At 63.6% G+C, this 14,353-nt stretch carries 11 protein-coding genes; 4 read left to right on the top strand and 7 right to left on the bottom strand.

Going from position 1 to position 14,353, the window contains the following annotated elements; translation table 11 throughout:
* The first annotated feature begins 2 nt into the window (after positions 1 to 2).
* Both ACIQUB_RS00525 and rpoH read left to right on the top strand, forming a co-directional pair.
* Positions 3 to 1,037, top strand: a complete 1,035-nt coding sequence (locus ACIQUB_RS00525; protein ID WP_113235274.1) for an RluA family pseudouridine synthase — start codon at positions 3 to 5, stop codon at positions 1,035 to 1,037.
* Between the two features lie 162 nt (positions 1,038 to 1,199).
* Positions 1,200 to 2,108, top strand: a complete 909-nt coding sequence (rpoH, locus tag ACIQUB_RS00520; RefSeq protein WP_018897070.1) for an RNA polymerase sigma factor RpoH — start codon at positions 1,200 to 1,202, stop codon at positions 2,106 to 2,108.
* Between the two features lie 53 nt (positions 2,109 to 2,161).
* Here the strand turns inward: rpoH and ubiA are convergent, their stop codons facing one another.
* From ubiA to ACIQUB_RS00505, 3 genes are all read right to left on the bottom strand, one after another.
* Positions 2,162 to 3,076 carry a 4-hydroxybenzoate octaprenyltransferase gene (ubiA, locus tag ACIQUB_RS00515; protein ID WP_113235273.1) on the bottom strand — a complete coding sequence of 305 codons (915 nt, stop codon included), beginning with the start codon at positions 3,074 to 3,076 and terminating at the stop codon, positions 2,162 to 2,164.
* A gap of 108 nt (positions 3,077 to 3,184) precedes the next feature.
* Positions 3,185 to 5,665 carry a hypothetical protein gene (locus ACIQUB_RS00510; protein WP_113235271.1) on the bottom strand — a complete coding sequence of 827 codons (2,481 nt, stop codon included), beginning with the start codon at positions 5,663 to 5,665 and terminating at the stop codon, positions 3,185 to 3,187.
* Positions 5,666 to 5,725: 60 nt separating this feature from the next.
* Positions 5,726 to 7,021: an adenylosuccinate synthase gene (locus ACIQUB_RS00505; protein WP_113235269.1), complete on the bottom strand. Its 1,296-nt coding sequence runs from the start codon at positions 7,019 to 7,021 to the stop codon at positions 5,726 to 5,728.
* 199 nt (positions 7,022 to 7,220) lie between these two features.
* On the opposite strand from ACIQUB_RS00505, the gene ACIQUB_RS00500 reads away from it, so the two are divergent.
* Positions 7,221 to 8,132 (top strand): DMT family transporter, encoded by a 912-nt coding sequence (locus ACIQUB_RS00500; protein WP_113235267.1) that lies wholly within the window; start codon positions 7,221 to 7,223, stop codon positions 8,130 to 8,132.
* Here ACIQUB_RS00500 and ACIQUB_RS00495 read toward each other — a convergent pair whose 3' ends face one another.
* On the bottom strand, positions 8,133 to 8,978 hold the full coding sequence (locus ACIQUB_RS00495; RefSeq protein WP_113235265.1) for a GNAT family N-acetyltransferase: 846 nt from the start codon (positions 8,976 to 8,978) through the stop codon (positions 8,133 to 8,135). It lies immediately after the preceding gene.
* A 333-nt stretch (positions 8,979 to 9,311) separates the two neighbouring features.
* On the opposite strand from ACIQUB_RS00495, the gene ACIQUB_RS00490 reads away from it, so the two are divergent.
* Positions 9,312 to 11,156, top strand: coding sequence for an SGNH/GDSL hydrolase family protein (locus ACIQUB_RS00490; RefSeq protein ID WP_113235263.1), 1,845 nt, complete (start codon positions 9,312 to 9,314; stop codon positions 11,154 to 11,156).
* A gap of 11 nt (positions 11,157 to 11,167) precedes the next feature.
* On the opposite strand, the gene ACIQUB_RS00485 is transcribed toward ACIQUB_RS00490, so the two are convergent.
* The 3 genes from ACIQUB_RS00485 to ACIQUB_RS00475 are packed head-to-tail and all read right to left on the bottom strand — an operon-like array spanning position 11,168 to position 14,345.
* Positions 11,168 to 11,758, bottom strand: coding sequence for a putative colanic acid biosynthesis acetyltransferase (locus ACIQUB_RS00485; RefSeq protein ID WP_402928246.1), 591 nt, complete (start codon positions 11,756 to 11,758; stop codon positions 11,168 to 11,170).
* On the bottom strand, positions 11,755 to 13,080 hold the full coding sequence (locus tag ACIQUB_RS00480; protein WP_113235261.1) for a hypothetical protein: 1,326 nt from the start codon (positions 13,078 to 13,080) through the stop codon (positions 11,755 to 11,757). The genes ACIQUB_RS00485 and ACIQUB_RS00480 overlap by 4 nt, the downstream gene beginning before the upstream one ends.
* Positions 13,077 to 14,345, bottom strand: a complete 1,269-nt coding sequence (locus ACIQUB_RS00475; protein ID WP_113235259.1) for a hypothetical protein — start codon at positions 14,343 to 14,345, stop codon at positions 13,077 to 13,079. Before ACIQUB_RS00475 ends, ACIQUB_RS00480 begins: the two co-directional genes overlap by 4 nt.
* Positions 14,346 to 14,353: the final 8 nt, after the last annotated feature.

Raw genomic sequence — 14,353 nt, 5'->3', positions numbered from 1 at the left:
TCTTGAGCGACCCCTTTAAACAAGCAGCCGGCAATATGAAAGTCCTGACGGCGGATGAACATGCCGAAGGCCGGCTTGATGCGTGGATGACGGCTCAGCTTGGCGAGGAATTCTCCCGCAGCCGCATCAAGGTGCTGATCAAGGAAGGCCAGGTCACGTCGAAGGGATCAGTCGTTGTCGATCCGCAGAAGAAGGTCCGCCCCGGCGACGTCTTCGAGATCAACCTGCCCGAGCCCGAGGACCCGACGCCGAAGGGCGAGAATATCCCGCTCGACATTCTCTACGAGGACGACGACCTGATCGTCATCTCCAAGCCATCGGGCATGGTCGTGCATCCGGCCGCCGGCAACTGGACGGGAACGCTGGTCAACGCGCTGATCTATCACTGCGGCGACAGCCTGTCGGGTATCGGCGGCGTGCGCCGTCCTGGCATCGTGCACCGCCTCGACAAGGACACGACCGGTGTCATGGTCGTCGCCAAGAACGACGTCGCGCACCGCCACCTCTCGGCCCAGTTCGCCGACCACGGCCGCACCATGCCGATCGAGCGCGCCTACCAGGCCGTCGTCTGGGGCCGCCCGCGCACATTGACCGGCAGCATCGACGCGCCGCTCGGCCGCGACACCGGCGACCGCACGCGCCGCGCCGTCAAGCGTCCGGGCACGGCGGATGCCGACGAGGCCATCACGCATTATGAAGTGATCGAGCGTTTCCACGAGACGCCGGATGCGCTGTCGCTCGCCTCGCTGGTCGAATGCCATCTGGAAACCGGCCGCACCCACCAGATCCGCGTCCACATGGCCCATATCGGCCATCCGCTCCTCGGCGACACCGTCTATGGCGCAGGTTTCAAGACCAAGGCCAACCTCCTGCCGGATGCCGCCAAGAAGGCGGTCAATAGCTTCGGCCGCCAGGCGCTGCATGCCTACATGCTGCAGTTCGAGCACCCGCGCAGCGGCGAACTCATGCGCTTCGAGGTTCCCCTGCCCGATGATATGGTGGCGCTGGTCGACGCCTTGCGCAATGCCGAACTGTAACGGCATCGTGAACCGAGCCTGAGCCTTGAACTACGGTTTCGCCACACTTATCTCTACACTGACTTCGTGCGGGCTTTGACAAAGCCGCACGTTCCCGGTTCGCCTTCAAGACGCAGGGACGCGTCCAAGCGGGGATCGGAATTCAGATAGGAGGGTGCAAGAATGGCCCGAAGCAGTTTGCCGTCCATTACCGCCGGCGAAGCCGGTCTCAACCGTTATCTCGACGAAATCCGCAAGTTCCCGATGTTGGAGCCGCAGGAAGAATACATGCTGGCAAAGCGGTATTCCGAACACGGCGACCGCGAGGCTGCGCATCGTCTCGTCACCAGCCACCTGCGTCTTGTTGCGAAGATCGCCATGGGTTATCGCGGCTACGGCCTGCCGATCGGCGAAGTCGTGTCGGAAGGCAATGTCGGCCTGATGCAGGCCGTCAAGAAGTTCGACCCGGAACGCGGTTTCCGGCTGGCAACCTATGCCATGTGGTGGATCAAGGCCTCGATCCAGGAATATATCCTGCGGTCCTGGTCGCTCGTGAAGATGGGCACCACCGCCAACCAGAAGCGTCTGTTCTTCAATCTGCGTCGCCTGAAGGGCCGTATCCAGGCCATCGACGAAGGTGACCTGAAGCCGGAACACGTGGCCGAGATCGCAACCAAGCTGCGCGTCTCCGAGGAAGAAGTGATCTCGATGAACCGCCGCCTGTCCGGCGACGCTTCGCTCAACGCGCCGATCAAGGCGTCGGAAGGCGACAGCGGCCAGTGGCAGGATTGGCTCGTCGACGATCATGACAGCCAGGAAGACGTGCTGATCGAGCAGGACGAACTCGACACCCGCCGGCGCATGCTGGCCAAGGCGATGAGCGTTCTGAACGACCGCGAACGCCGCATCTTCGAGGCACGCCGCCTCTCCGAAGATCCGGTGACGCTGGAAGATCTGTCGAGCGAATTCGACATCAGCCGCGAGCGCGTGCGCCAGATCGAGGTCCGCGCCTTCGAAAAGGTCCAGGACGCCGTCCGCAAGGACGCGCTCGACCGCGCCAAGGCCGTCCGCGTCGTCGAAGCCACGGCGTAAGCGAACCAATCCCCAAAAGACAAAGGGCGGGTCTCACGACCCGCCCTTTTCGTTTACAGGGTTCCGAGCACTGTCGCGCCCGCCAGCAGCAAGCCCGTCAGGATATTCGCCAGGAACAGCCGATAGTTCACCTCCGGGCGAACAAGGTCGATCCGCCCGGTCTGCCACGCAAGGTGGGCGGCAATCACCAGAATTCCGAGCATATAAGGCAGCGACATCCCAAGCAGCCATCCGCCAAGTGCCCATGCGCCAACGGCCAGGCCGTAGAAGACGCCAATGATTGCCTTGCCATGCCGGCCAAACAGGATCGCCGTTGATTTCAGCCCAAGCCGGGTGTCATCCTTGACGTCGACATAGGCATAGACCGTGTCGTAGCCGATCTGCCATGCAATCGCCCCGCCCCACATCAGGATGGCCCCAAGCGGGATGTGCCCGGCGACCTCGGCCCAAGCCATCAGCATGCCCCAGTTGAATGCCGCGCCGAGAACGGCTTGTGGCCAGTGCGTGAAGCGCTTGCAGAGTGGATAGATGATGACGAGTGGAACGACACAGATCGCGACCAGCTTTGTGTAGGGCGAAAGGAAGAACAGCAGCGAGGCCGCCAGTGCAAACTGAACCGCCAGAAAGCTCAGTGCCTGCGGGATACCAATCTGGCCATTCGCCAAGGGCCGGAAGCGCGTTCGCTCGACATGGCCGTCAAACTTGCGATCGGCGATATCATTGACGGTGGACCCGGCGCTTCTCATCAGCAGGGCGCCGAGAGAGAATATCACGAGCTCCCGAATATCGGGGAAACCGTGCGACGCCTGAATGAGTGCCGCCCAGCACGGGAAAAGCGTGAGCCATATCCCGACGGGACGATCCAGCCGCGCCAGGCGCGTGTAGGGTCTCCATGCTCTGGGAAGCCTGCGCTCCACCCAGTCGTCGAGGTTGATATCGCTCAAATCCGGGTGGCTTGCAGCGGTCATCTTTTCCAAACTCCAAATCCGGAAAGCCCGGCAACGAAGGGGCCGATCTCGTCAAAAAGGGCAAGTCTCGCGACCTGCCCTTTGTCTGTTCAGTCCGAACGACTAGCCTTACTGGCTGGTCGAGACGTCGCCGGCTGCGTTCCATTCGCGGATCGCGGCGTTGAAGGCTTCGACGCCGGTCTGGCCTTTCTGCATGGTCAGAAGCGCGCGGCGGCCGTTGCGATAGGTGATCGGGATATCGATCCAGTCGCGCGTCGACAGAAGGTCGAGGTTGGCCTTGCGGGCATCCGGGTAGTCGTTGAGCGCGATCATGTGGAAGTCATCGGTGATCTTCGCCGGCACCGCGACAAGCGGATCGCCACGATCCTGCTCGGTCCGCTTCATCGAAATGCGCTGAACGCTGTCGATCGCGCCACCTTCGAAATTCGCCGGCAGCGAGAACACCATCTCGACGATGTGGCTGGCCGGAAGCGAAGGATCGGAATTGCGCTTGAAGTTGATCTGCGCCGTGAGGTTCCGCTCGGGCACCGTCAGCGTGCCCTGCACGGAAGCTTCCTGCTTGCCATCGGCGCCGGCCTCATGGTGCAGGCTCCAAACGATCGAACCCTGGATCGCCGTCGGCGAGCTCTGGCCGATGCGCTCCTCATAGAGGAACATCTTCTCGCTGGAACCGGCAGGCGCAGTCTGGCCGGCAGCGGGCGGCGTCGCGGACGCTGCGGCAGCAGGTGTGGCTGTGCCGGAAGCGGCGGCCGGCGGTGTCGTGCCTGCGGCAGCCGGTGCGACCGGGTCGGCGGAAGCGACATTCTGCTCGGCGACGGACTTGCCTTCGGCGACCTGCGTGCTTGGTGCGGCGGCCGGGCCGCTATCGACCTCGGTGCCATCGGCCATCAGCCGCTGCGTGAACTTGTTGCCGGCGGCCGAACCGTCGGCGGAAGCCGCACCGCTCTGCGTAGCATCAGGCGTAGCAGCAGCCGGCTTGGCATCGCTCGTCTGGTCCGCAGGCGCTGTCGTGCCTGCAACAGGCGGCGTCTGCGCGGTCTGCGACGGTGCTGCACTGACCAGGCCCTTGACCATTTCGGTTAGGGCAGCCTGGTGCGTATAGGCGGCATAACCGCCGCCGCCGACAACGCCCAAGGCGATCAGAAGCGCGATGATGGAACCGATGCCGAAACGGCGGCGCTTCGGCTCCATGCGGAAATTCTTGCCCTGGAACTTCGAGGCGATGTCGTCGTCGCTGTTTCCAAGCGACAGGCCATCGTCATCCTCGGCAACCACGCCGCGATTGTCGTAACCGCGAAGCCGGGTCGCTTCCTGCCAGTCGTCGCCGGCGAGAGGCTCGTTTTTCGGCGTCGGCCCACCGTGAATTTCGGAGAAGAGATCGACATCCTCGTAGGATGTGGCAGCCGGTGTCTTCTTGTCGTTGTCGATCGGCGGCAGATCGTCGAAGGCAGCGGCTTCCCAAGAGAAGCTCTCATTGGCAGCCGGCATCTTGGCCGGTGCAGCCGGCACCGGCACCGGCACCGGCGCCGCAGCGTAGTCGATGCTCGAAACCACCTCGTCGAAGGCGCGCGCCGCATCGTTGGCGGCAGGTGCTGCATGCGAGGTCTCGGAGAACTGGCGCAGCTCTTCGAGCGCCCAATCCGTCGGCTCAACCGTCTTCGTGGACGGTTCCGGCACTTCCTCAGCCGGCTCGTTCCAAACCGGATCGAAATGACCGGCAGCGTCGGCATGAATGGGATCGTCCTGCGTCTGCTCGACGAACTGATGCGGCGGCTCGAAAACAGGAACCGGCTCGACGAGACGGTTGCTCAGGTCGAAATCGCGCGCGACCGGCTGCGCCCGCGGCGCGTCGTCGATGACAGGCTCGGCATAGGGCTCAACGTCGGGCGCTGCCGCGAAATCATGGCCATGCGTCTCGCGCGCGGCCTCATACTGGTCCTCGACCGGCATCTGCCAAGGCTCAACCGGCTCCGGCTCGGAGGCGGCGGACACATGCGGCGCTTCCTCGAACACGGGCTCACCATGCGAGTGCGTGGGCTCGTGATAGACTTCCGGCTCGGGCTGAACTTCGGGCTCTTCGTGAACCTCGGCGGCATGCACCGGCGCCGGCTCTTCGTAAACCGGTTCCTCATGCGCGACAGGCTCGTCAGCAACCGGAGCCTCGGGCTCGACGGGCGCTTCGTAAGCCGGTTCCTCGTAAGCGGGCTCCTGCGCGGGCGCCTCGTAGGCCGGGTGCTCGTAAGCTGGTTCGGCTTCCGGTGCCTCTTCGGCCTGTTCGGCGACTGACTCGGGTACTGCGGCAACCTCGGGCGCGGCTTCGGGCTCCGGCGGCGCTTCCGTCACCGGCTCGACAGCGGCCTGATCCTCGGCCGGCAGCGCATCGGCATGCTCGGCTTCGACTTCACGAATGGCGGCTTCGAGCTTTTCCAGCTGGCGCTGCAGCATGGCCTCGGGCGGACGCGGCTTCATGTTCTCGAGCTGCCGCTGTACGGCACCGCGAGCACGCTCGTAAACCTTCACCCGCATATCGGGAGTGTTGTCGGTCAGGCCGTCAACCGCCCGCCGGATAACTGCGATAAAATCCGCCATACGTACTTTCTCTAAGAGTGTGGTTCGCCGCGCGAACCACACAAATAATCATATAAAACCTTAATCCTCAAAAGGATCGGTCACAAGTATGGTGTCATCGCGCTCAGGACTTGTAGACAGGAGAGCGACGGGGGCGCCGATCAGCTCCTCAACCTGGCGGACATACTTGATCGCCTGGGCAGGAAGATCGGCCCAGCTGCGCGCGCCGACGGTCGATTCCTTCCAGCCCTCGAGCGTGATGTAGACAGGCTCGACGCGTGCCTGCGCAGCCTGGCTGGCCGGAAGATAATCGATCTCCTTGCCGTCGAGCTTGTAGGCGACGCAGATCTTCAGCTCGTCGAGGCCGTCGAGAACGTCGAGCTTGGTGAGCGCGATGCCCGTGATGCCCGAGGTCTTCACCGTCTGGCGAACCAGAACGGAATCGAACCAGCCGCAACGGCGCGGACGGCCGGTATTGACGCCGACTTCGCGGCCGACGGTCGAAAGATGCTTGCCGACATCGTCGTTCAGCTCGCACGGGAACGGACCTTCACCGACGCGGGTCGTGTAGGCCTTGGTGATGCCGAGAACATAACCGATCGCTGTCGGGCCGAGACCGGAGCCTGCGGCAGCCTGACCGGCAACCGTGTTTGACGAGGTGACGAAGGGATAGGTGCCGTGGTCGTTGTCGAGCAGCGCGCCCTGCGCACCTTCGAACAGGATGCGGGCGCCGGCCTTGCGCTGGTCGTCGAGGATACGCCAGACCTGGTCGACATAGGGCAGAACCTGGTCGGCCACGTCGTTCAGTTCCTTCTCCAGCGATTCCACCGAAATCTCCGGCAGGCCGAGGCCGCGGCGCAGCGCATTGTGGTGCGTCAGAAGACGGTCGATCTTGGCCGGCAGCGCTTCCTTGTCGGCGAGGTCGATGGCGCGGATCGCGCGGCGTCCGACCTTGTCTTCGTAGGCGGGGCCGATGCCGCGGCGGGTGGTGCCGATCTTGGTGCCGCTGTTGGAGGCAGCATCTTCACGGAAGCCGTCGAGATCGCGATGCAGGGACAGGATCAGCGGCGCGTTGTCGGCGATGCGCAGAATCTCGGGCGATACGTTGACGCCCTGGGCACGCAGCTTCTCGACTTCGGCGACGAAATGATGCGGATCGACGACGACGCCGTTGCCGATGACGCTGAGCTTGCCGCGCACGAGGCCCGACGGCAGCAGCGCCAGCTTGTAGCTGACACCATCGATGACCAGCGTATGGCCCGCATTGTGTCCGCCCTGATAGCGCACGATCACATCGGCACGTTCCGAAAGCCAGTCGACAATCTTGCCCTTGCCTTCGTCACCCCATTGCGAACCGACCACAACTACGTTCGTCATTCACGTCTTCCTGTTAAAGGCGGATTTAACCGCTCCCTGCTCAAACCCGCGCATCTATAAGGCTTTGTTTTTGGGAAAGCGACCCTGTATTGCCGTCTGAATTGGCTTTTTACGTGACAAATCAGCTATTGGCAGGCTATTTGCCGCCATCGTCGGAGGAAGTTCTGCGCCCGCGCAGCCGACCGGGAGAGAATCGGCCGTGCAGTTTGCCGCCTACATATGCCTTGTCGTTGCCGCGATGTGCTGGGGTGGCAATACCGTTGCTGGAAAACTGGCGCTCGGTCACGTCAGCCCGATGATGCTGACATCGCTGCGCTGGTTCGTCGCAACGGCGATCATTGCCGCCATATCCGTGCCGCAGCTGAAGCGCGACTGGCCGGTCGTGCGCAAAAACCTCCCTCTGCTCTTCTTCTACGGCATCGTCGGCTACACGCTCTTCAATGCCATGCTCTATTCCGCGGTAAAATATACGACCGCCATCAATGTCGCAATCGAGCAGGCAGGCATCCCGATGCTGATATTCCTGCTCAACTTCCTATTCTTCCGCACCGGCGTGTCTCTGGCCCAGATCCTGGGTTTCGCGATGACCTTGATCGGCGTGGCACTCACGGCCGCCCACGGCAGCCTGACCACGCTTTTGGAGCTCGGCCTCAACACCGGCGACGGCCTGATGCTGGTCGCGGTCGCCGCCTACTCGGTCTACACCATCTTCCTGCGATGGAAGCCGCCGCTCGACTGGCGCACGCTGATGGCCGTGCCCGCGCTCGGCGCCATGCTGAGCGCGCTGCCGCTTCTCGCCTGGGAGGCATCGAAGGGTGCGGCACAGGCTCCCGACGCGACCGGATGGCTCATCACCATCTACACGGCAATCTTCGCCTCGCTGATGGCGCAGGTCTTTTATATCAAGGGCGTCGAGTGGATCGGCGCCAACCGCGCAGCGCTCTTCATCAATCTCGTGCCCGTCTTCGGCACCCTGTTTTCGGTCGCGCTACTCGGCGAAACGCTGCAGACGTTCCACATCGTGGCACTGGTCTTGACGCTCGGCGGCATCGCCATCGCCGAAAAGGGCCGTCCCAATCGAGTGGCCCCTGCGACGTCGGACGCGGGCTAGCTAGCCCAGTTCCAATGTGGTGACGCCGAAGACATTCTTCAGCGGAACCGTGGGAACGGCGCCGCGATACATGCGAGATGTCTCGAACACCGGCTCCAGCCCCATGCCGACGGCAAGCGCCACGGCTTCGCGATTGTCAGAGGGGATATCGATGAACACCCGTGCGCCCTTCGCCTCCTGCCCGAGCGTGGAAAGCAGTGCCGCGGCGCTATCCGCATCGGCGGCAAACAGCGGCCCGATCTTGTATCCGTCATAACAGCGGCGGATCGTGCCATAGCCACGGATCTTGCCGCTCTTGCGCACGACGGCCGTGCGCCGATGCTTGCGGTTGGTGCACCACGAGGTCACGAAGGCCGGGCGCTGCGCTGAAAACACGCTGGCATCATAGCGCACCAGCCCGTCCAGCTTGTCGGTCACGGGCGTGGCGGTCAGAGACGACGATGGCAAAGAGCCGATCACGCCGCCATAGCGAACCGTCTTGTAAGCCTCCTCGAAGCCAGCCTTGCGGTAATTCTCCTGCTGGGCGACGACGCCATCGAGCCCGATGCTGCGGCCATTCGCCGATGCGATGCCGGCATCCCAGATCGCCCTGCCGTAACCCTTGCCGCGAAATTCCGGGTGAACCATGTAGAGCCCGAGAAAGGCCAGGTCATCGCCATATTTGACGACGGATATCGAGCCGACGGGGACTTCGCCGACCGCGCCGACGAAAAACCCCGATGGATCCGCGTCATGAAATGGAAGCGAATCGTCGAGACCTGGATTCCACCCCTCCTGGCGCGCCCATTCGAGCACTAGCTCCAACTCACCGGGCCGCATGGGGCGAACGGCAAACTCCGAATTCATGCAATCTTCCCAATCAGGCCCACGGCGAGCGCACACAGGCGGCGTACTATTGTGAAATCAAGTCTAGCGGCCGCAAAACGCGATCGATGACCAGGAAACATGTTCTCTACGGAAGCGATCTGCATCGATCGACATGACGTCGGACACAGAAAACCTTCCGGCCGGAATCATCATGGAACAAGGAAACTGTAATCTCAAGATAATTACTTAAGACAACATGAAGGTAACCACGCTTTGCGCGGCTCGACCGCAAAAGAACTTGCGCCAACAGCTCGTCCCCGTCTCCCGAGACTGAACTAGGATATTTTTCCCAATTCCTACAGGAGACCCGCAATGCTTCTCGGTATCGGCCTTTCGACTACCCAATCCCCCGCCCGGCAAAGCCCTGCCTCCCGCACGATCATCGCGTTCGGCGACAGCCTGACCGAGGGCGCCGGCGCATCGTCCCGCGACCATACCTTCCCGTCCATTGCCGCCGGCCTCTTCCATCCGCCGAGGACGATCATCAATCGCGGCATCGGCGGCCAGACCTCGACCGAGATCGCGGCCAGACAGGGCGGCGTGCCGCTGCTGCTTGCGGTCGCCGTCGGCGATATCAGGAACCTCTATCCGCATACGCGCGACTGGATGGACCGGTTCGAGACCGGTATCGTCAGCGGGCTCACGCATGAATTCATCAACAAGGGCACCGACGAAAACGGCCTGCCCTATGGCGATGTCAGGATCCACGGGACGGCGACAGCCGGCTTCACCGACATCGGCCGGCAGATCTACGGCACTATTGCCGCCAACTACGCGGCGGAACCGGGCAGCCCCTGGACGATCTCGAGCACGATCCAGATGATCGCAGGCTCCACGTCAGGCGTAGCGGGCATGCGCCTGCTGCTGATCGAGGCCGACGAACTCGGCGGCTACCTCGCCGAAATCGCCGCGCCCGCTTTCGTCCTGGATGGCACGCGGAGCCAGGTCTCGGCGACGGCGACCAACACCCATGGCTTCATCCGCTCCACGCATCTGCTCGATATCATCCCTGGCAGCGCGATCGACATCACCCTGCGCATCTTCCCCGGCCAGCTCGAACAAGGCGCGGCCGCAACAACGCTGCAACTGACACCCGGCGATGGCGAAATCCCCGCCTATCACCCGGAGTTCTCGCGGCTCTATCGTTTCGATCAGAACAACGAGGGCTGGCTGCCGCGAATCCAGGACGGTCGCGCAGCACCGGTCTCGACGCGCGACGGCAGGCTGATCGTCGAAAACGACGACGCCGGCGTGCTGCGCGGCTGCGAACTCAACGTTGCCGAAATCCCAGGCGGCAAGCTCATCCACATCGCCTTCGACATCGAGATCATCGACGGCAGCGGCCAGATCCATGTCGGCGGGCTCGCCGCACCGGGCGGCAGCTGGGCGACGACGACATCGGGCGGCGACCCCACATCGGCGATCTCGGCCAGCGGCCATTACGAACTGATCTTCTCAGCCGGCAATCTCGCCAGCGCAAACCCATCCTGCGGGGCAATCGCCTTCCTCAGCAGCGGCAGCCTTCTCCGCTGGTCGCTCGACAACATCGTCATCGAATGGGGCGACGAGACCCCTCAAGTTGAGGTCCTCTATCGATCGGTAGAGGCGCTGCACGGCGCCAATGGCGCCATCGGCCTCAGCGGCACGCTGCCCGGCGTGGAGGGCACGCTGACGACCGATAGCGGCACGCGCTACCTGTTCACGCGTAGCCATGCGGGCGATACCGTGGCCGTCGCATACGCCACGCCCTTCCACCCCAGCGATGTGACCACCGGCCAGATCCAATGGCTGTGGGCCGGCCGCAACAATGCGGTCACACCAGAAGCCGTTCTCTCCGACATCGCGGCCATGGCCGCCCATGTGCCCGGCGGCCGCTACCTGATCGGCTCGATCCTGCCTTCCGCCGCCGACACCCCCGAAACCCGCCAGACGATCGCCGCCCTAAACGCCACACTGGCCAACATGCACACGACACGCTTCGTCGATCTGCACGCCGCGCTCGCCGCCGCCGCCAATCAGACGACCGAGGACCAACAGGACGTCGCCGCCGGCCTAATTCCAAGGTCCTTACGCTCCGATGCGCTGCATCTGAACGACCAGGGCTATGCGATCGCCGCCGCAGCCTGGGTATCGGCGACCACGGCTATGGGCTGGTGACGCGCGCGCGGCTATGGGCTGGTAACTCGAGCCCGGATCGGCCGCGCCGGATTGCCGGCATAAACGGTCCATGCGGCAAGATCGCTGAAGGCAACGCCCCGCGCGCCAAGAACCGCCCCCTCCCCGATAAAAACGCCGGGACCGACAAAGGCCTCGGCGGCGACCCAGGCCTCCGCGCCAATGGTAATTGGCCGAGCCGTAAGCTGGAACGACGCATCATCGATATCATGCGAGCCGGTACACAGATGCGCGCCCTGCGAGATCACCACGCCACGCCCGAGGCGAACAGGCGCAACGCAGTAGATGATCGCCCCGCGACCGACCAGCGTGTTCTCCTCCATAATCAGATGCGGCGGATACCAGATCCGCGCCGCTCCATGCACCCGCACATTGCGCGCCAACCGCGCCCCAAACAGCCGCAACAGAAACGTTCGCCACCAATGCAACGGCGCCGGCGTCCACGCCGCCAGCAGCGCCCAGGCGATCCCCCAGGCGAGCCGTAGCGCGCGGTGCCTAACGCTAAAACTCGGCCCGCCCTCACGCGATCCGGACGTCGAGGCGTCGAGTATGCCGAAATTCTCTGACCCGCCTTCCGTCATCATCGCAACCGCTCGCGATAGAACGGCGCCGGATAGACTTGGTCCCGGACCGGCCACGACAACGCCAAAACAACCGCGATCTGGCAAACGAACAACGGCAGCACGGCGCCGACGGGACCTCGCAAAAGGATCGGCATCGACGAGGCGATGAGAATACGCAACACGCTGACGCCGCCGACCACGCCCCATTTCGCCATCAGCACCGACCGCAGCAGCATGGCGGTGACAGCCCCGCCCAGCGCGACGCCGGCGAAGCCGAAATCCATGTAGAGATCGCAGCCGGCGAGGAAGGACAGGTTCGGCGTCCCGTACATGCCCGCCGCGAACAGCTCGTTGCCGACATCGAGCCCGCCCACCACAGGCTTTCCGGCCCAGACCGCGCGCGGCACGAAGAACAACAGGATGGCGACGAGCTTCTCTCCCCACATCTGATCATGCGCCGACATGAACCGCACCGCATGCACCGCCATGTCGAAAACGTCGACCGAGGGAATATCGAAGAAATTGCCGAAGACGGATATCTCGGAGAGATCGCCCACGCCATCAAGTCCAAGCCGCGTGGTTATGTTCAGGATCGGAAACAGGATCGTCAACGCCAACAGGCCAGCGACATAAAACCATGCAGCCGCAACCCGGCCGCCGCAAAGCGCCAGCATGACCGGACCCCAGACCGCCAGCAGCATGAAGCGCGGCGCGTTGAACGGATTTCGCGCGACCGCCAGCAAGGCGATGACGAAAAGCAGCGGCACGAAAGAAATTAGTCGCGATCGGGCAGCATGAAACCGCACCGCGACAAGGCAAGCCGTCACGGACTGCAGGCCAAGAAAGAACAGGCTGCCGATGAAGGCCTGCGCCGGATCCTGCTCCAGCCGCGACGACAACAGCCGCTCCATTCCGCCCTCGGATGCGACGAAGGATGCAAAGGCGAGACTGTTCAAGGCCAGCAGAACCGGCATCGGAAATATCGAACCACCCGCTTCGGCGGGTGGCTGGTCTCGCTCCATCGAGACAAACAGGAACGGCAGACAAAACAGGACGACGATCAGCATCGCTGCAATGAACTCCTGCGGTTCATAGGCATAGGCAGTGATCGCGGTCGCGCCGCCGATCCGGTCCCCATGCATGCGCTGCAGGGGCGAGATCACGAAGTAGACGAAGAGGCAGAACCAGAAGACATCGCCGACCTGGAACCGGCGCGACCGAATGCGATACAGCCCGACCAAAACCATGAGGAACATCGGCAGCGTCAGCAGAACGACGAAGAGGCTATCGGCGAACGGCAGATTGGCGAGATAAAGCGCCGTAACGGTCCAGAGCCTGATCATGCGCCGACCCGCACGATCTTCCGCCCGTCCACTCGCCAGAACACCGAGGCCCATATCACCAGCGCCCCGACCACATGCGTCACCACTTCCGCCATCGCCAGTCCGAGAAGCCCAAGCAGTGCCCCCAGACCGGCGCTCGCTCCAAAACCGACCAGCATGGCCAGCACGGCGGCGACAGCCACGACCCGAAAGCGGCCAAGCCCCTGCGCCGCCTGCCCCAGCGTCTGCGACAGCGCGCCGGTCAGCACCCCGACAGAAAAGAGCGCGGCCACCAGACCCGATTGCGCAAAGGCGCCGCTCATCAGCAAGAAGCAGGAGCTACCAACCAGCATCAAACCAAGCGTCAACGCGATCGCAAGCAACGTCGCCAACCGCTGCGCCTCGAAGCCCGCCCTCAACGTGGTATCACCCAACCGAAGGGCACGGACCATATCGGGAAAATGCGCGCGCCGCACGAACTCCAGGACCTGCGAGGCGGCCGCCGCGATCTGCCTGCCATAGACGAACAATCCCACCCCCGCCTGCCCCAGCACCGCCGCGCAGACCACGATCTGAAAGCGGAACGACAGCTGCCCGGGCAGTATCGCAAGGAGCACGCTCAGGCCCTCACGGGCAGTCGCGCCGCAATCTGCGACGGTGAACGTCACCACACGCATCTGGCAGCCCAGCCGCCAAAGCACAGCCAGTTGCGCAACGACCGCGAAGGCGTAACCAAGCGACAGCGCCACCCCGAGGATCATGCCCGCATCGGCCGAGGCTGATTGTGCACCCGCCGCGACCAGCGCGATGGCGGACGCGATATAGGCGAGCATCCCGGTCAACCCGCTGATGCCGCTAAGCCCCAGCCCATCGAAGATGCCCGCCGCGTTGAATGCCGAGATCAACAGCGCCGGAATGGCCGCCGGGACATAGCCCCGTGAAAACCCGTCTCCGCCGAACCATGCATAGCCAAGGCCAGCCAACGACACAGCGAACGCAACACCGAGCCGAACAGCCGAGGCCTGCCAGTAGCAGCGCCGTGTCACATCCAGGACCTCACCGTCCCCCGCCAGCGAAATCCGCCTCGCGACGACCACGGGCGCGCCGAAGTCGACAACCATCAATGCCAGGATCGCAAAGGAGAAATGCGTCGCGAACGCCGCCAGGAGATCGAGCGCGCCGCGATGGATCAACCATGTCTGCGCCAGGAATATCGAGCCCTGCCCGACTGCGAAGCTCACGATCAACAGCGCCGCGTTGGTCGAGCCGCGTGGCCTCCCGCCCATGGCGGAGA

The organism is Rhizobium sp. NPDC090275, assembly GCF_044772225.1.
GTDB lineage: Bacteria > Pseudomonadota > Alphaproteobacteria > Rhizobiales > Rhizobiaceae > Rhizobium.
This window is presented reverse-complemented; position numbering and strand designations above follow the sequence as displayed.